The 18,970-nt window shown below is 35.5% G+C and carries 16 protein-coding genes; 10 read left to right on the top strand and 6 right to left on the bottom strand.

The window, feature by feature from the left end:
- Window positions 1-111 precede the first annotated feature (111 nt).
- From EHC72_RS18765 to EHC72_RS18775, 3 genes are all read left to right on the top strand, one after another.
- Window positions 112-1,083 carry a polyprenyl synthetase family protein gene (locus EHC72_RS18765; RefSeq protein WP_131539248.1) on the top strand — a complete coding sequence of 324 codons (972 nt, stop codon included), beginning with the start codon at window positions 112-114 and terminating at the stop codon, window positions 1,081-1,083.
- Between the two features lie 2 nt (window positions 1,084-1,085).
- Window positions 1,086-2,141: a TerC/Alx family metal homeostasis membrane protein gene (locus tag EHC72_RS18770; RefSeq protein WP_131539249.1), complete on the top strand. Its 1,056-nt coding sequence runs from the start codon at window positions 1,086-1,088 to the stop codon at window positions 2,139-2,141.
- Between the two features lie 86 nt (window positions 2,142-2,227).
- On the top strand, window positions 2,228-3,676 hold the full coding sequence (locus tag EHC72_RS18775; protein WP_131539250.1) for a M20/M25/M40 family metallo-hydrolase: 1,449 nt from the start codon (window positions 2,228-2,230) through the stop codon (window positions 3,674-3,676).
- On the opposite strand, the gene EHC72_RS18780 is transcribed toward EHC72_RS18775, so the two are convergent.
- A complete protein-coding gene (locus EHC72_RS18780) occupies window positions 3,677-4,105 on the bottom strand; it encodes a CBS domain-containing protein (RefSeq protein ID WP_131539251.1) in 429 nt (142 codons plus the stop codon).
- Between the two features lie 303 nt (window positions 4,106-4,408).
- Complete coding sequence (locus EHC72_RS18785; RefSeq protein WP_131539252.1) at window positions 4,409-4,861, bottom strand: hypothetical protein; 453 nt, start codon at window positions 4,859-4,861, stop codon at window positions 4,409-4,411.
- 222 nt (window positions 4,862-5,083) lie between these two features.
- Between EHC72_RS18785 and EHC72_RS18790 the strand changes: the two genes are divergently transcribed.
- The 3 genes from EHC72_RS18790 (at window position 5,084) to EHC72_RS18800 (ending at window position 8,559) form a co-directional block, all read left to right on the top strand.
- Window positions 5,084-5,914: a hypothetical protein gene (locus EHC72_RS18790; protein ID WP_131539253.1), complete on the top strand. Its 831-nt coding sequence runs from the start codon at window positions 5,084-5,086 to the stop codon at window positions 5,912-5,914.
- 680 nt (window positions 5,915-6,594) lie between these two features.
- Entirely contained in the window at window positions 6,595-7,911 is a 1,317-nt protein-coding gene (ahcY, locus tag EHC72_RS18795; RefSeq protein WP_131539254.1) for an adenosylhomocysteinase, read from the top strand.
- A 306-nt stretch (window positions 7,912-8,217) separates the two neighbouring features.
- Window positions 8,218-8,559: a DUF6370 family protein gene (locus EHC72_RS18800; RefSeq protein ID WP_131539255.1), complete on the top strand. Its 342-nt coding sequence runs from the start codon at window positions 8,218-8,220 to the stop codon at window positions 8,557-8,559.
- 123 nt (window positions 8,560-8,682) lie between these two features.
- On the opposite strand, the gene EHC72_RS18805 is transcribed toward EHC72_RS18800, so the two are convergent.
- From EHC72_RS18805 to EHC72_RS18815, 3 genes are all read right to left on the bottom strand, one after another.
- Window positions 8,683-9,663 carry a polysaccharide deacetylase family protein gene (locus tag EHC72_RS18805; RefSeq protein WP_131539256.1) on the bottom strand — a complete coding sequence of 327 codons (981 nt, stop codon included), beginning with the start codon at window positions 9,661-9,663 and terminating at the stop codon, window positions 8,683-8,685.
- Between the two features lie 175 nt (window positions 9,664-9,838).
- Window positions 9,839-10,219, bottom strand: a complete 381-nt coding sequence (locus tag EHC72_RS18810; protein ID WP_131539257.1) for a GtrA family protein — start codon at window positions 10,217-10,219, stop codon at window positions 9,839-9,841.
- A 2-nt stretch (window positions 10,220-10,221) separates the two neighbouring features.
- Window positions 10,222-11,862, bottom strand: a complete 1,641-nt coding sequence (locus EHC72_RS18815; protein ID WP_131539258.1) for an ArnT family glycosyltransferase — start codon at window positions 11,860-11,862, stop codon at window positions 10,222-10,224.
- An 82-nt stretch (window positions 11,863-11,944) separates the two neighbouring features.
- On the opposite strand from EHC72_RS18815, the gene EHC72_RS18820 reads away from it, so the two are divergent.
- The 3 genes from EHC72_RS18820 (at window position 11,945) to EHC72_RS18830 (ending at window position 14,831) form a co-directional block, all read left to right on the top strand.
- The gene (locus EHC72_RS18820; protein WP_131539259.1) at window positions 11,945-12,661 is read left to right on the top strand and encodes a pyridoxine 5'-phosphate synthase; all 717 of its coding nucleotides are present in this window, start codon (window positions 11,945-11,947) and stop codon (window positions 12,659-12,661) included.
- 533 nt (window positions 12,662-13,194) lie between these two features.
- Window positions 13,195-14,085 (top strand): EamA family transporter, encoded by an 891-nt coding sequence (locus EHC72_RS18825; protein WP_131539260.1) that lies wholly within the window; start codon window positions 13,195-13,197, stop codon window positions 14,083-14,085.
- A 182-nt stretch (window positions 14,086-14,267) separates the two neighbouring features.
- Window positions 14,268-14,831 carry a hypothetical protein gene (locus tag EHC72_RS18830; RefSeq protein WP_131539261.1) on the top strand — a complete coding sequence of 188 codons (564 nt, stop codon included), beginning with the start codon at window positions 14,268-14,270 and terminating at the stop codon, window positions 14,829-14,831.
- A gap of 49 nt (window positions 14,832-14,880) precedes the next feature.
- On the opposite strand, the gene EHC72_RS18835 is transcribed toward EHC72_RS18830, so the two are convergent.
- Entirely contained in the window at window positions 14,881-15,732 is an 852-nt protein-coding gene (locus EHC72_RS18835; RefSeq protein ID WP_131539262.1) for a hypothetical protein, read from the bottom strand.
- 302 nt (window positions 15,733-16,034) lie between these two features.
- Here EHC72_RS18835 and gcvP point away from each other — a divergent pair, with 302 nt between their 5' ends.
- Complete coding sequence (gene gcvP / locus EHC72_RS18840; protein WP_131539263.1) at window positions 16,035-18,911, top strand: aminomethyl-transferring glycine dehydrogenase; 2,877 nt, start codon at window positions 16,035-16,037, stop codon at window positions 18,909-18,911.
- Window positions 18,912-18,970 lie beyond the last annotated feature (59 nt).

Below are 18,970 nucleotides of genomic sequence, written 5' to 3' on the forward strand. Positions count from 1 at the left end.
ATTTTTAAAGTATAAATATAATTTCGAAAGGCTTTTATCGCATAGTTTTTATTAAATGTAAACTTTTATGGGAAATTAACCTAAGTTTGCAATCAAAATTTTTTCCATTTAATGCCGGGAATAGATCAAATAAAAACACCCATTGCAGCCGATATTAAAGCGTTTGAAAAAACCTTTAAAGAATCTATGCACAGCGATGCACCATTGCTGGATAGGATAACTCATTATATTGTTAAGCAAAAAGGCAAGCAAATGCGGCCAATGTTCGTGTTTTTTGCTGCAAAACTATGTGGTGGCATTACAGAATCTACACATCGTGGTGCTGCTTTGGTTGAGCTTTTACACACAGCAACGCTGGTGCATGATGATGTGGTAGATAATGCTTATGAGCGACGTGGTTTTTTTTCCATCAATGCTTTATGGAAAAATAAAATTGCTGTTTTAGTAGGCGATTATCTTTTAGCTAAAGGTTTGCTGTTATCGGTAAACAATAACGAGCATCGTTTGTTACAAATTGTATCTGAAGCGGTAAAGCAAATGAGCGAAGGCGAATTGCTGCAAGTAGAAAAGGTACGGAGAATGGATATTTCTGAAGAATTATATTTTGATGTAATCCGCCAGAAAACAGCTTCATTAATAGCCTCTTGTTGTGCAGCAGGAGCGGCATCTTCGGGTGCTGATGATGCTACAATTGAGAAAATGCGCCTGTTTGGTGAAAAGGTAGGAATAGCTTTCCAAATTAAAGATGATACTTTCGATTTTGGTACAGATGATGTAGGGAAACCATTAGGCATAGATATTAAAGAAAAGAAAGTAACACTTCCCTTAATTTATGCTCTAAACAAAGCAGAAAAGGCCGAACGGAAAAAGATTATTAATTTGGTGAAAAACCATCAGGACGACCCAATTAAGATACAAACGATTATTGATTTCGTAAATGAGAAGGAAGGCGTTTATTATGCCAACCAGAAAATGTTAGAATATCAGCAAGAAGCTTTTGATATTTTACACCAATTTGAAGCCGGAGAAGCAAGAACAGGTTTAGAACAACTTGTACTATATACTACAGAACGTAAAAAATAATAATGAGCAACGAATTAATTTTCAGCATAGGTTTCCTTCTATTTATTGTACTAATATTGGCCTTAGATTTAGGCCTTTTTAGCAGAAAAGAACATGTAGTTAGCTTGAAACAAGCTGGTATCATGAGTTTAATTATGGTTGCCTTAGCTTTAGGATTCTATTATTTGCTATTAACAGAAGGTCATCAATTGCATGGAATAAGGGATTTTGCTCATCTTAAAGAAATTGTTGTTAAACATCAACACCACATTAAACTTATTCCTGATGATTTTGACCAGAGTTTAGCTATTTACAAGCAAAACCTTGGTTTGGAGTTTTTAACCGGTTACGTTATTGAATATGCGCTTTCTGTTGATAATATATTTGTAATTGTTTTAATATTTTCAGCTTTTGCTGTAGAAGAAAAATATTATCACCGTGTGCTATTCTGGGGTATTTTGGGCGCAATTATCATGCGTTTTATCTTCATTTTTGTTGGAGCAGCATTAATTACCAAGTTTGCATGGATATTATATGTATTTGGTGCATTCCTAGTGTTTACCGGTGTTAGAATGTTTTTCAGTAAAGAAGAAGATGAAAAAATAGATCCAGAAAAGCATCCCGTGGTTAGGTGGGCCTCGAAAATTTTCGCCATACACCCAAAATACGAAGGCAAAAATTTCTTTGTAAAAATTAACCATAAAAGAATGGTTACCCCTTTATTTTTGGTTTTACTAATTGTAGAGTTTACGGATTTATTATTCGCTGTAGATTCTATTCCAGCCATTTTTGCGGTAACCAAAGATCCTTACATCGTATTCTTTTCTAATATATTTGCCATTATGGGGTTACGTTCTATGTTCTTCCTACTGGTTAATATTATCCATAAATTCCATTATTTAAAAACTGGTTTAGCGGTATTGTTAAGTTTTATTGGTGTAAAAATGCTTGGGCATAATTACCTAGAAAAGTGGGGCTTTACAACAGAACATTCTCTAATTATTATAGTAGCCATTTTGGTAATTAGCATTGTAGCATCGCTGGTTTTTCCGAAAAAGAAAGTGAAGCACATAGTTTAAATATTTGGCTTGCAAAAGCAAAATAACCGTTACAGCTAAAATTACGAAACTAAAATTTGTACTTTCAGCCCACTAAACTATTCTTTATGAAATACCTTTTCGCCGCAGGCTTAATTTGCACTTCGTTATTTGTTAAAGCCCAAGATAATTTCAGCACTGCTTTTACTCAGATTAATGCAGGTGTTCAAAAGAACTCCAAAGCTTACCAAACATTAAGATTCGAAACAGAAACCATTGGTCACCGTTTAACAGGCTCATCAAATGGAGCACGAGCAGAAAAGTATGCTTTTGATTTATTGAAATCTTATGGTTGTGACGTTAAATTTCAACCATTTGAAGTAGAAAGTTGGAACAGGAAAACCTTGAGTGTAGAAATAGGTGCCGATAAAAATAGCTTAGTAAAAATTAAAGCCGTTACGCTTGCACATTCACCAGTTAATGCGGATGTAAGCGGAAACATTGTTGACGCTGGTAATGGATTGGAAAGCGATTATCAAGCTAATCCCGATCAGTTTAAGGGTAAAATAGCGCTAATTTACTTAGGTGTTTTACCAGGCTCTCCCGCCGGAACGAAATCTTTGCATCGATCAGAAAAAACAGCAATAGCAACCAAACATGGCGCAATTGGTGTAATTATTATTAATACAGTTAAAGATGGTGTGCTTTTAACAGGAACCGCTTCGGTAACGGGCAAGCTTATTCCTATTCCTGCAGTTTGTATTGGATTAGAAGCAGGTATGGCACTTAAAGAGAAACTGAAATCTCAGCCTCAACTAGCACATATTACAATGACCAACTTTTCTGGAATGATTAAAGCTAGAAATGTTATTGCAACTTTTAAAGGCACCGAAATGCCTAATGATAAAATTGTTGTTGGCGGCCACCTGGATAGTTGGGATTTAGCTACAGGCGCTATTGATAATGGAATTGGTTCTTTCGCAATTATGGATATGGCTCGTACCTTCAAAAAGCTAAACTTAAAGACAAAACGTACTGTAGAATTTGTTTTATTTATGGGTGAGGAGCAAGGCTTACTAGGCTCAAAGGCTTATATAGAACAGGCTAAAAAAGCAGGTACTTTAAATCAGGTTAAGTTTATGCTTAATTACGATATGACAAATGATCCTAAAGGTTTTTCAACTTCACGTGCTGAAATGAAAGAACTATTTACTACTTGGGGAGCAGAAATTGTTAAAATAGATACAGGTTTTAAAAACTTATTTCAGGCGGGCGCAGGTTTACACAGCGATCATCAACCGTTTATGTTAGAAGGAATTCCTACTGGCGGTGGCTTTGGTGGTAAATTGCCTAATAATTCAGGTCCGTATTACCATTCAGATGGGGATAGCTTTAAATTGGTTGATGAACAAGAATTAAAAAATACAGTACGTTATAGTGCTATGCTCGCTTATGCTTTGGCAAATACACCAAATATTCCAGTTGGCATACAAAATGATGAAGAGTTAAAAACCTTTTTAGAATCCCAAAATTTGAAAGAGCCATTAACCATCGCAGGCGAGTGGAGGTGGAAATAGTTATCCACTAATATAGCTTTCCAATTGAGAAATAGTTTGCTTTTGATCTGCAATAATAAACTTTACAACATCACCAATTGATACCATGCCTTTAACTTCATTGTTTTCTACAACGGGTAAATGACGAATGTGTTTGTCTGTCATTAATTCCATGCAGTAATCAATGCTATCGGTCATTTTTATAGCGATTGGATTAGCCGTCATGGCTTCCTTGATTAGTGTATCTTTTGAAGATTTACCATGAAGAATGATTTTTCTGGCATAATCCCGTTCAGTAAAAATGCCCGATAACTGATTGCCCTCCATCACCAGCAAAGCGCTAATGTTTTTTTCTGTCATTACTTTTAATGCATCCAGAACAGAAATTTGTTCACGTACAGAAAATATTTGAACTTGTTTAGTGTCAAGAAGCTGTTTAACGGTTTTCATAACTTTAGATTTGGTTATCTCAATTTAAGAAATAATTACCTGAAAATCAAAGTTTTGTTTTCTGTTGTTGGTTTTTGTAGAGGGATTGATCTTAATGGATTGTACCATTAAATTTTATTTGCATTGATTTGAATAAGCCTTTTTTAAAGGTTTAAAAGTAAAAATTGAAGAAGCTGTTTGCCGAAATCAGTTTAAAAGACTATATTTGCAGCGTCCCTGAAAGCTTCCACTTTTCAGGAATACTAAAGCCTATCAGCAATGACAGGCTTTTTTTATGCTTTATATTTTAGGTTTTCCTGCTGATTACCAAGCGGTATAAGCGTTGCTCGGCATGGCAGTTACGTTTTTCTTAACCGGAACAAACGCACCAGCTTTAAGTGAGAAAGAGGTAAATGAATAAGCAGATTTTGGTGCTTCGGTATCATCAGTAAGAATAGCTAAAAAATATTGACCAGCAGGTAGCTCAATTACCTGACTTTTTATATTTGCGAAGGTATAATCCGCTGCAACATTTGTTTTCGAAACATTATCGTAAGCGTTTGCTTTATCTGTAAGTCCATTATAGGTGAAACTTTTTCCTTCAGCTTTCCAAATTAACATTGTGGCTACATTAAAAGGTCTGTTGGCGCTTACACCATCAGTAAAAGTGTAATCTTTGGTAAATTCAACATCAATGCCTTGTCTGGTAACAACATTATCTTTTTTACTGCAACCAAATAATGTGGTAATTATAATAAGTAGGAATAAGTTTTTCATGTTGTAAATATATTAAAATATTGGCCTCAGTGTTAATTCAGAATTGTTTGAGAAAGGTAAATGGACATATTAGATCGAAATAAAAATTATCTCATTTAAAAAACGGATAGACTATTAATTATAATGATATTTCTGATACAGGTTTTGGTGTAAAATAGTCGTTACTGCGTATTTTTTATTTTACTTTCTTGTATTTTGTTAGAAATTTTATATTTAAAGTTTATGAGAAAAAATCTAATTTTAACGGCCTTCGCTGGGCTATGCTTAATCATTTCATGTAAAAAAGACATGAATCAAACAGAATCTTATTCGTCAGCCTCAATTAAAAACGGACGGAAGGCGACATTACCTGGTGATAATCCAGGTGCTACAGCCGTGCCAGTTGTCTATGAAAATGGCGAATACAAAACAGCTTACGCAGGAGGATTAAACTTTGGTTCTAGTTTTACTTATCCAATATCGGTAACAGCCGCCGAGTATGGTCAGAGTTGGGCTCCATCATTTGGTGGGCCAACTAGTGCCAATAATTTAATAACATTTATGCAAGAAGACTCTCGCTTTTCAGCTTTTTTTGGAACATTTGTAAATGGCATAGGAACAGCATTAAGCATGTATTATAATGATTGGCATTACTGGATATTAAATGCTCCTGCAGGAAATCTCTCCGCACCATCTTTTACAGTTGCAAGATATGGAGGTGCCGCAGATGGTATAATTTTAATTACCGGTCAGTTTATTAAAGATCCAACTTCACCAACACATGTTAGTATTGTTAGTCAAACCTACATTCCACCAGGTCAACCATCTAATCCAACAATTATAAATGGCTATTTAGGAACAATTACATTAACTAGTGGCATTTATCAGGTAGAAGGACAGGATGGTGCTATTACAAGCGTTGTTAAAAACACCAATGGTGTATTAACCGAAATTACTGACTACTCAGGTATTTATTTAATTGGACTAAAAGGAAATTTTATTGATGTAGATTTAACACTATTCCCAAATACACCGAACGAAGAAGTTTATACAGGTGTGAGAGTTCAAAGATAATTTTCTAATACCAGTTATTGGGCATGTAAGCAACTTATATGCCCATTTTGTTGCAAAAAAATCAAATCTATCTAATAATCTGTAGGACTATCACCTGCACTTCAAAATGGCTTTTAGAAAGAGGCACCACAACTATTAGCATCAAACTTTAACTCCAATCATCTAGTCTAATTTGATAAAAGCCGATTTTTAAAATGAGTATTTACTCCTATCTGATTAAATAAAAGCATTTTTTGTAGTTAATTAGCTGCATATAAGACTTATTTATATCTGTTATTTTGTAAATTCAATTAACTAAATATTCAAAACCTAAATTACACTTCATGAGAAATTCTAAAAACAAAACGCTCACAAAAAGTGAGATGAAAAAAATTTTAGGAGGTAACGACCAATCACAAGCACTTTGTGAACCTCCAGAATGCGCATTGCCTATACAATATCTTAAATGTAACTTTATAAGTTGCCCACCGCTGGAGCCTGATCCAGATTGAGCATAAAATAATAACCTGTTAAATGCCCTAAATAGCTTCTTGCTTTTTGGGGCATTTTACATAAACGACAAAACCAAATATTTTTCTTTATCAATCGTTTACAGCTATTTTACATTTATCAAACCCGCTATAATTTGGCTTTCACAAAGCTATGTGGTAACTTTGCATCACATTTAAAAACAATAAATTATGTCATCAGTAGAGACAACTTATATCCCTTACAAAGTTAAGGACATTTCACTGGCAGAATGGGGCCGTAAAGAAATCGAATTAGCCGAAGCAGAAATGCCAGGTTTAATGAGTTTACGTAAAGAATTCGGTCCAACACAACCGCTAAAAGGAGCTCGTATTGCAGGCTGTTTGCACATGACTATCCAAACTGCGGTATTAATTGAAACATTAGTGGCTTTAGGTGCTGAAGTTACCTGGTCATCATGTAATATTTTCTCAACTCAAGATCACGCTGCGGCTGCAATTGCTGCTGCTGGTATTCAGGTTTATGCTTGGAAAGGTTTAAATGAGCAAGAATTTGACTGGTGTATTGAACAAACTTTACACTTCGGTCCGGAGCAACAACCATTAAATATGATCTTAGACGATGGTGGTGATTTAACCAACATGGTTTTTGATAAATATCCTGAGTTAATTGCGGCAATCAAAGGTTTATCGGAAGAAACTACAACTGGTGTTCACCGTTTGTATGAGCGTATGAAAAACGGAACATTGCACTTACCTGCAATCAATGTAAACGATTCAGTAACTAAATCTAAATTTGATAACAAATACGGATGTCGCGAATCATTAGTTGATGCAATTCGTCGTGCAACAGACGTAATGATGGCTGGTAAAGTAGCTGTTGTTTGCGGTTATGGTGATGTAGGTAAAGGTTCTGCAGAATCTTTAAGCTCACAAGGTGTACGTGTTATCGTTACTGAAATTGACCCAATTTGTGCTTTACAAGCTGCAATGGAAGGTTACGAAGTTAAAAAATTCGCTACAGCTGTTAAAGAAGCTGATATTATTGTAACCACTACAGGTAACCGTGATATTGTTCGTGGCGAACATTTCTTAACCATGAAAGATAAAGCGATCGTTTGTAACATCGGTCACTTCGATAACGAAATTGATGTTGCTTGGTTAAACGCTAATTACGGTTCAACTAAGGTCGAAATTAAACCTCAGGTTGATAAATATACAATTGAAGGTAAAGACATTATTTTATTAGCCGAAGGTCGTTTAGTTAACTTAGGCTGTGCAACTGGCCACCCAAGTTTTGTAATGAGTAACTCATTTACTAACCAAACTTTAGCTCAATTAGAACTTTGGACAAACACAGATAAATACGAAAACAAAGTTTATGTTTTGCCTAAGTATTTAGATGAAAAAGTTGCCCGTTTACACTTAGAAAAAATCGGTGTAGAGTTAGATGTTTTAGATCAGCACCAAGCTGATTATATCGGTGTTCCGGTAGAAGGTCCGTTTAAATCAGACGAATATCGTTACTAATAAATCCTGATTCTGTTTTCAGAATCGAGATTCTTAATACCAAAAAAGGGATGTGCATTTTGCATATCCCTTTTTTATTTTGCTTGTCATCTTGAGCCTGTCGAAAGATTTGAACTTCCGTGCCTTCTGTGGCTAAAAAAATATTTTGAAAATGATCGTTCAGTAATGCTTGGTAATTTGCAGCCCTGCTTTATGTTACAAGTTTCGATGAAGAATCGAAATCTTTTCACGGCAATCAGGTTTATTTACAAAAAACTGCGATTCTTTTGCAACAGAAAAACCTACATTTGAAAAAAAATAATCAACATGAAAAACTTAATATTCACATTTGTTATAGGTTTATTTAGCCTTGCTGCAAGTGCTCAAACTGCACCAAAAAAAGCTGAAGCAACAAAAGTTGTTAAAAATCAGGTGGTGGAAATTGCCTGTGGCGAATGTCAGTTTAAAATGAAAGGTAAAGATTGTGAGCTGGCTGTTCGCATTGATGGTAAACCTTATTTCGTTGATGGCAAAAGCATTGATGATTTTGGAGATGCACATGGCGAACACGGTTTCTGTAACGCGGTAAGTAAAGCAGAGGTAACAGGCGAAATTGTAAATAATCGCTTTAAAGCAAAAGAAATTAAATTATTGCCACTTAAAAAGTAGTTTTACTGAAAGCAAAATAAAGTTTTACGCAAAGATGGGCAAGCTAGATTTTAGAATCATCTAAACCCAGCTTTGCGTTATTCATTTCTTTTCTTCTGTGTTTTATGCGGTTAAAACACAGAATCAATCAAATTCCTTTTCTAGCCCTTGCCTTAAATCAAAAAGTAACCACTGTTTGTTTTTTACATCCGTTTGCTTACTTTTCAATAGCTGAATAAAATCTTTAACGCCAATTTCTTCGTTGCCATTACCGTGAATAAGTACAATGCTTCCGGCATTTGGCTGTTGGCCCTTAGCTAACCAAGCGTCGCTACCAATAGGAATTAATCCATAAGCTTCGATTTTTTCTACAATAGTTTTATCAGATACCAAACCGGGAAAACGGAAAAATACAGATGGTGTTAAGCCATTTTTTAACATCAGCTTTTCATTTTCCAAAACCTCAATATCTAAGTTTGTTCCTGGCGCCAACAAAAAATTTTCTGCAAGGGGCAATTTATTTACTTCATGGTTATAAGAATGGTTTATCCAGGTAATATCCAATTCCTTTCTATCGGCAAAACCCTTCAACCAGTTTAAATCGTCTTGATGTTTAATCATCCACTTACCCGAAACTGAAATAGCTAGCGGCGCAGGCTGTTCTATCTTTTTAAACTCTTCAAAAACAGATTGAAAAATTACTCTATCCAATGTTTTGTGTGATGGGCAAAGATCAATGGTTAAGGTAATTCCCTTTTCATTGGGAATAGAATAATCTATACCCGCATTTTGAAGTTGAAGATCCTTTTGAGCAGCAGCTTCTATGGATTTAATATAGGCGGTGTTTTTAAAAATTGCTAAAACATTCGAATATTGTAAGCTACTGGTGGTATACTGATTGGCTAAATCAACTTTTGTTGCAAAATTTTGTGGATTAACGAGTAGTAAATATTTCTGATTATCGTTTACAAAACTGCGCAGTGCTATTAACTTTTCGTTGTTTTTAGTTGCCAGCGCATAGTTTACTTTATACCGTTTTATGGCATCAAAGTTTTGGGCTACAACATAATTTGTTAACGTGAAGAAACAGAGTAAGAGAAGGAGCGGGGCTTTAGATGAATTCATATTTCCTTATTTAAAATCTTTCTAATTTAGATCAAATCTATTATCTTTACCAGCATCGCCATGAATAAAGAAAAAGTTAAATTATGGTTTAAAAGGGTAGGACTTATAGGCTTCCTATTCTTCCTTATAAAGGGATTAATTTGGCTTGTTGTTTTTTACTTTATTGGTAAAAATGTTACTTAAATGTAAACAACATATTCGCTAGGAAGTTCCAAATAAATACAATTACAATCGCGAAAAATTTAGATACATAAAAATTTGTACCGTTTTTTCTTTGGTGAAAAAGGTAAATAATAAACGTATTTAGTCCTAAACCAATAAGGCTTACTACCAAAAACTTACTAAATTCTGTTCCCCAGTGTGTATTTGTACTCTCGAAAGTCCAAACGCGATTGATTAAATAATTATTGGTTACAGCAAGCGTAAAGCCAATTGCATTGGCAATATATTTATTTATTTTAAGTTGCTCTTTACAAAGCCAAGTTGCGCCAAAGTCTATCGCCATACCTAGCAAGCCTGTTAATCCGAACTTTAAAATGCGGTAAAATAAGTTCATGCTTAATGTATTTTTACCAAATAATATTTAACCAGAGTTTCTGCACGTGTTTTAGGATTAATGAAATTACCACTTAATTTTGTGACACGGTAATAATCAAAATCTTTTAAAACCTCTACCTGATACTTGTTTTTAAGATTTGCTATTTCTGTTTCAGGCAGGTAAATAATAAGCTCATTTTTATTTTGTGCTTGATCGAGTTGTTCATAACTCCAAAAGTATTTGGGGTCGCCTTTAGCATAAAAATCAAACGAATAAGAGTCTCCATTCATCAGTACGGCTGCTTTGCCTTCGGGATGGTTTTTATTTAACCACTTTGCTGCTTGCATTCCTGCTTCGTATTTCATTACCGAAGGGTAGAAAAAACCTGAAAGAAAAATCATTAAGCTTACCGATAAAAGGGTATTCCTGGCAATGATACGATCAACAGAGTTACCTTTAAATAATGCAAATGCAACTCCAGTAATTAAAACTAATATTCCAATTACAACATACTTATAGTCTAGATTGTAAAAAATAGCCAGAGCCGAAAGTAAAATTACAACCAAAATATAGATTGAATTTTGAATAACTGAAAATATCTTCGATGCCTTTTCTCCTAATCCTTTAAGATATAATGCGGTTATAATTGCAAACTGCGGAAATATGATTAAAATGTAATGTGGAAGTTGAAATTTTGACAACGAAAAAATTAAGAAAGTTACGGCAGCACTTGCCCAAATAATAATGGTTTCGGCGGGTAAAGTAATTCTGTTTTTCTTTTTTAAAAGATTAATCACAGCTGCATAAAACAATATAGACCATGGTAAGAAAGCCCATAAAGTTGTGTGAAAGAAGAAAGAAATATCGCCCCTGCCTTTGATTGGACCATTATTAAAAAAACGACCAAACTGGCTATCCCAAAAGAAAAATTTTAAGCCCGATACATTTGTTTTATCAAATACCAAACGCTCTGGATGTAAATCAAACTGAGTGTATAAAGTGTATAATTCTGGAATAATGAAAACGAATATAAGTAGCACGGCAAGCCACCACTTCAGTTTTAGTAATTGCTTAAGCTGACCTGTAAATGCCCAATAAATAATAAAACCTGCAAAAACTGGAATTAAAACAAATATTCCTTTAATCATAATGGCACAGGCAGCGGCAAGTGAGCCTGCAATAATGTGCCAAAAAGAAAAATAATGTGCCTTGTAATAATGGTAAATAGATGCTAATGTAAAAGTAGTAATGTAAACCTCGGCACGTACATCAAAGGTAGATACCAAAATATGCAGTGCAGTTAAAAAAATCAATGCACTAATTAAGCCAATTTGCTCATCATATAAATCTTTGGCAAATTTATATAAATACCACGCTCCAAGTAAACCAAATAGAAATGATGGAAGCTTAAAAGCAAAAGCATTAATGCCGAAAAACTTAAAAGAAATGGCAGAAAGCCAAAAGGTTAAGTGTGGTTTATCAAGCCAATCTGCCCCTCTAACATATAGGTTAGACCAGTCGTTTCTTAAAACCATGTTTTTGGCAATAGATGCATAAAGTGACGAATCGTTCTCCATTACATCGCCAAAAAGCGCAATTACACTCACGATTACAATAAGCGCAATTAAAAATTTATATAATTTATTCTCAGCTATATTCATTTGAAATAACAAATATGAGAATAAAAATGTCAAAATTCTTGAAGCAATTAGATTAAGAAAGCTAAAGCCCTATCTTTGCTTCATGACAAAGCTTTCCGTTAATATCAATAAAATTGCAACCCTTCGCAACAGTCGTGGCGGCAATAATCCTGATTTGGTAAAAGTTGCACTTGATTGTGAGCGTTTTGGCGCACAGGGTATCACGGTGCACCCACGCCCCGATGAACGCCATATTCGCTATCAGGATGTTTACGATTTAAAAGCAGTTATTGCAACAGAATTTAATATTGAAGGCAATTGTAAGGAAGATAAGTTTGTTGATCTTGTGCTTGCAAATAAACCTGCACAAGTTACTTTAGTGCCTGATACTGAAGGACAAATTACCTCCAACCACGGTTGGGATACCCTAAAGCATAAAGATTATTTGAAAGAAATGGTTGCTGTTTTTCAAAAGGAAGGCATCAGGGTTTCTATTTTTGTTGATCCTGTTGTTGAAATGATAGAAGGTGCTGCAGAAACAGGAACAGATCGAATTGAGCTATACACCGAGGCTTATGCACATAATTATTATGCTGATCGTGAAAAGGCAATCGTTTCATACATCGCGGCAGCGCATAAAGCAAATGCATTGGGTTTGGGCATTAATGCCGGGCACGATTTAGATTTGCATAACCTGCACTATTTCGGACAAAGTATTCCAGGTTTGTTGGAAGTTTCAATTGGGCATGCTCTAGTTAGCGATGCACTTTACCTGGGGTTAGAAACCACTATTCATAAATATTTGCAACAACTGGCGTAAATAGTAGAGTCTTTCTATAGGCTTTAACCAAGATAGGCACAAATATGGTGTCGGGAGCTTATCTGAGGCTCCGCTGGAGAGAATCCGGTCGTCGGGAGCTTATCTGAGGCTCCGCTGGAGAGAATCCGGTCGTCGGGAGCTTATCTGAGGCTCTGCTGGAGAGAATCCGGTCGTCGGGAGCTTATCTGAGGCTCCGCTGGAGAGAATCCAGTCGTCGGGAGCTTATCTGAGGCTCCGCTGGAGAGAATCCAGTCGTCGGGAGCTTATCTGAGGCTCTGCTGGAGAGAATCCGGTCGTCGGGAGCTTATCTGAGGATCCGCTGGAGAGAATCCGGTCGTCGGGAGCTTATCTGAGGCTCCGCTGGAGAGAATCCGGTCGTCGGGAGCTCATCCGAGGCTCTGCTGGAGAGAATCCAGTCGTCGGGAAGGTTCTTTAGGGGTACAACGGTATAATCTGGTCGTTGGTAGGTTAAAGAAGCCATTATTAAATAAATAAACACCAGGTTTTAACTCTGGTAATCAATAAATTGTTATATGTTAAAAGGAATTCTCCTTGTATTTTTCGGTGCCTGTAGTTTCGGTATCCTCTCTACATTTGTAAAACTAGCTTACCACGATGGTTATAATTTGGGTGATGTAACGGGTGCTCAGGCATTTTTTGGTGCTGTAATTTTATGGGTACTATTTTTTTTTCAAACTAAAACATCTGCGTACAAAGCAAAAGAAATAACTATTAAAACTCCGTGGTGGAAAATGATGCTTGCCGGATGTTGTACAGGTTTGGTTAGTATATTTTATTATCAATGCGTAAAGCTGGTGCCCAACTCTGTAGCCATTATTTTGTTAATGCAATTTATATGGATGAGTATTTTAATGGAGCTGATTATTTTTAAGAAAAAACCAACAGCATTGCAATTTGTGGCTATTTTATTGGTATTGGGCGGCACTGTTTTAGCAAGCGGAATGGTAGAGGCAAAGTTAGAAACCCTTAATTTAGTAGGTATTGGTTTTGGTTTACTTGCAGCACTTTGCTATGCAGGATTTTTAATGTTAAGCGGTAGAATAGGTACAGAATATCCTGTATTAAAGAAAAGTGCGTTAATGATAACTGGCGCTTGTATATTAATTTTCATAATTTTTCCACCAGCATTTTTATTTAATGGCGCATTAGGCGGAAGTTTATTAAAATGGGGTTTAATTATTGCTGTTTTTGGCACTGTAATTCCTCCATTATTTTATGCAGAAGGTGTGCCCAGAGTAGGTACGGCACTAAGCTCTATTTTGAGCGCTGCCGAATTACCTGTTGCCATTGTTATGGCGGGATTGGTATTGCAAGAACAGGTTTCGTTTTTACGGTGGGTTGGAGTAGCCATAATTTTATCTGCCATGATTTTGCCTAATTTAGCGTATCTCAAAAGGAAATAATTCCGTTTTTTAATACAAAGCGAATATAGTGAAGGCGCAAAGGCGCTGAGTTTTTTTTGGATGCTCTCTGTGAAATCTCTTTCTCTCTGTGGTAAAAAGCTTCTTTTCCTTAGCGAAAAACTTAGCGTTCTTTGCGGTTAGAATAAAAAATTAAATATCTTTAAACAGCTTAATATAAAAACATGAAAAAATATACCATTTATATTCTATCCTTTATCATAATTGGTTTAGCCGCGTGTAAAAACAAAACTACCATTAACCAAAATGAAGCCGGAGAGGTAATTACTGATTATTTAAAGGCTAACCCTGAATATAAAACCGCCAGATTTAAGTTTGGTGAAATAAAATTTAGCGGTACAAATGATTTGTTTGAACTTGGCAAGTATAAAACATTAGCCAGCAAAGGTTTGGTTACCTTGAGTTTGAAAGAGGCAAAGAAAAAGTTTCTATCAAAGGATAGCAGCTATGTTTATCAAATTACATTAACGGATAAAGCAAGCCCCTTGGTTTTAAAACAAGATGGTGATAAAGCCACAGTTAGGGTTATCGAATATCTTTTATCAGATGAGAAACCTGTAGATTTTGAACAGGTAAATTCAAGCACTGCTAAAGTAACGGTTTCATTAAAAATGAAAACAACAGATTTTGAACCTTTTGATAAAGAAGCAAACAAAAACAGCAACTTCATTACCAAAACTTATAAGCTTAAGTTAAGTAAGGATGAAGGCTGGAAAGTGCAGAAATAAGATTAATGAAATTTAAAGCTAAGCCTAATGATACTTGTAAAATGTATGGTTAGGCTTTTTTATTTAAGAACCAGTTTTTAAATCTCTTAAAAATATCTTGCTTTTGTGGCTTCGGCTTACCATCGTGAGTAAGGTTGTTATCATAATGATTTTGCAACTCGGCAGCATATTTTTTCTGCTCAGCTTTAGCCCCATTTAACCTTTTTATATACTCCAAAACATTAAAATTTAAAGTGCTGTTAAATGAAACAGCAAAATATTCACTTCTAACATTCGCTTCCTTGTTCTGATTAATTTCCCTGCAACCATTCTCTGCAAAGTAATCAATGTGGAAAATTTGAGGATTTAACTTTTTCAACCGTTTAGTACCCTTTCTTTCATTGCGCCAAGGGTGCTCATTTTTATGCAGCTGAGCAAGCAAATAGTCCTTTTTCCAAAGTGTAATTTGGTGCGACATTAAAAAGTCTGATCTATGGTTATCTACCTCAGCCACATTTAATCCATCAATAAATATTGCAGTTTGGTTGGTTTTATAAATTTCAGTGCTATGGAGCTTAACTTGTTTCCAATCATTTTTTATCGCTAAATCAAAAAGTTGATTGAAAAATTGAGCATCAACAGGCTTGCTTAACCACATATCTTCCTGAAAATATAAAATGTAGTCTTCCTTTATTTTATTTTTTAATAAAAAGGCAAGGCGATCTGCCCATGCACCTTTCCCTGATTTAATATTTTCAAAGTTGTTAACCGTTGTATCAATTTCTTCAGTAGCAAAATAGTAATTGCAATTGGCGTTAAAATCCCAGTTTGAAGAAAAAAAGTAATCAAAGCCTTTGTATAAAAACTCGTATCTGTCGCATGCGTGCACCAAAAGTGCTACATTATTTGTGTTTTTTGACATTTTAAAATGGCAGATTATTTTTTTTAAAGATATAAAAATCGAAAAGCTTTGAATTAATTCAGCAACAAAAATGAAGATTATAGATTATTAATTCATTAACAAAATATTTAATCTTTCCATTAAAAGTATATTTTATAAAACATTGAGCATATAATAGAATGTTTTTTATAACTAAAGCCTACTGAAAATATAGATTTTACAGTTTATTTTATGTGTCAAAATATGACGTTTTAGCTCATCCTTGATGCTTAAAAATAGGTGCTATTTACGTATCTTTGCACGAAATTTATTATTCATACCGCATGAGCTTAAATATCCATTACAAGGAAGATTTTCAAAACCGTCATATTGCGCCAAATGAGGCAGATACTGCCGAAATGTTGCAAACTGTTGGCGTAAATTCTATTGATGAGCTAATAGAACAAACTGTTCCGCAAAAAATCAGGTTAAAACAAGCTTTAAATTTGCCTGCAGCGAAATCAGAAACTGAATATCTGAATACCTTAAAGCAAACTTCATTATTGAATAAAGTTTTCAAAAGCTTTATTGGTCAGGGTTATTACGATACCATTACACCAGGAGTAATTCTGCGTAACGTATTTGAAAATCCAGGATGGTACACTCAATATACGCCTTACCAGGCTGAAATTGCCCAAGGTCGTTTACAGGCTTTATTAAATTTCCAAACAATGGTTATTGATTTAACAGGTATGGAAATTGCAAATGCATCTTTATTAGATGAGGGTACTGCTGCGGCAGAGGCTATGTTTATGCAATATAGTACACGTAAAAACCAGGCTGCGAAGAAGTTCTTCGTGTCAGAATTGGTTTTTGCTCAAACAATAGATATTTTAAAAACACGTGCTAATCCTTATGGCATTGAGCTTGTAATTGGCGATCATAAAACTTTTCAACCAACTGAAGATTTTTTTGGTGCAATTATCCAGTATCCAGCTGGTAATGGTGAGGTTTATGATTACGCAGCTTTTGCTTCATCATTGCACAACCAAAATATTAAATTAACCGTTGCCGCTGATATTTTAAGCTTAACGCTATTAACGCCTCCGGGCGAGTGGGGTGCGGATATTGTAGTAGGTACAACGCAACGTTTAGGTATACCAATGGGCTTTGGTGGCCCACATGCTGCATTTTTTGCAACAAAAGATGAGTATAAACGCTCAATCCCAGGTCGTATTATTGGTGTAACTATTGATAGCCATGGCGATTATGCTTTACGTATGGCTTTACAAACACGTGAGCAACACATTCGTAGAGATAAAGCAACATCAAACATTTGTACAGCACAAGCTTTATTAGCTATTATGGCTGGTTTTTATGCTGCTTATCATGGTCCTAAAGGTTTAAAAGCCATTGCTGAGCGTACACATGCATTAGCAATTAGCTTAGCTGCAACACTTAAAAACTTAGGTTTCGAGCAATTAAATTCAGCTTATTTTGATACCATCCGTTTCGATTTAGGCGAATTAAAAGGAGGCATCCACTCTGTATGTTTGGATAACGAAATCAATTTAAATTATACTGGCAATACAGTAACCATCTCTTTTGATGAAACCAGCACTTTCGAAGATGTACAGCTTTTGGCTAAAATCTTTGCTAAAGTTAAAGCAGTAGCAGCAGATCAGGTTGAGGTTATTGAACAAGTAGAAACTGTAATTCCTTCGGCTTTACAACGTACTTCTGCTTATTTAACACACCCAGTTTTTAATTCGCACCATTCAGAACATGAAATGTTGCGTTATATTAAATCATTAGAAGCAAAAGATTTATCGCTTTGCCACTCTATGATTGCTTTGGGTAGCTGCACCATGAAATTAAATGCTACAGCAGAAATGATTCCAGTTACCTGGTCTCACTTCGGTCGTGTACACCCATTTGCGCCAGCAGATCAGGTATTGGGTTATTATTCAGTTTTTAATGAATTGGATAAATGGTTAAGTGAAATTACGGGTTTTGCGGCTATGAGCTTGCAGCCAAATGCAGGTGCACAAGGAGAATATGCTGGCTTAATGGTTATTCGTGCCTATCATCAGGATCGTGGCGATTTCCACCGTAACGTAGCGTTAATTCCTGCTTCAGCACACGGTACAAATCCAGCTTCAGCAGCAATGGCTGATATGAAAATTGTTGTGGTTAAATCTTTAGAAAATGGAAACATTGATGTTGAAGATTTAAAAGCTAAAGCCGAATTACATGCAGCTAATTTATCATGCTTAATGGTAACTTATCCATCAACGCACGGTGTATTTGAAGAAAGTATTGTAGAAATTTGTGAAACTATCCACGCTAACGGCGGACAGGTTTATATGGATGGTGCAAATATGAACGCACAAGTTGGCTTAACAAGTCCGGCTAATATTGGTGCTGATGTTTGCCACTTAAACTTACATAAAACCTTCTGTATCCCTCACGGTGGTGGTGGTCCTGGTATGGGTCCAATCGGTGTTGCAAAACATTTGGTTCCTTATCTTCCTGGTCACGCTGTGGTAGATATTGATAAAGGAAAATCAATTTCAGCAGTTTCATCTGCACCATGGGGTTCTGCATCAATTTTAATTATTTCTCACGCTTATATTGCAATGATGGGTAGCGAAGGTTTAACCAATGCAACCAAATACGCCATCTTAAATGCAAACTACATGAAAGCCCGTTTAGAGCAGCATTATCCTGTACTTTACTCAGGTGCTCAAGGGCGTTGTGCGCACGAAATGATTTTAGATTGCCGTTCTTTCAAAGCTTTTGGAATTGAGGTAACTGATATTGCAAAACGTTTAATGGATTATGGTTTCCACGCACCAACGGTTTCATTCCCAGTTGCTGGTACTTTAATGGTTGAGCCTACAGAATCTGAGCCTAAGCATGAGTTAGATCGTTTCTGCGATGCTTTAATTTCAATTAAGAAAGAAATTACTGAAGTAGAAAACGGTACACTTGATAAAATTGATAACCCTTTAAAAAATGCACCACATACCGTTGCTGTAATTACTGCAAATGAATGGGAGCACGCCTACAGCCGTCAAACTGCTGCTTTCCCGCTTCCTTATGTGTTAGAGCGTAAGTTCTGGCCATCGGTTGGTAGAGTAAATGATAGTCATGGAGATCGTTCATTAATTTGTGCTTGTCCACCGGTTGAAAGTTACTTAGAGGAAATTGTACCTTAATAAAGGAGAATTTAGAGGATTTTAAATAACCATCTGCAAGTTTTGTGAATTCATTTCAT

Source organism: Pedobacter nototheniae (genome assembly GCF_004335085.1).
Taxonomy (GTDB): Bacteria; Bacteroidota; Bacteroidia; order Sphingobacteriales; family Sphingobacteriaceae; genus Pedobacter; species Pedobacter nototheniae.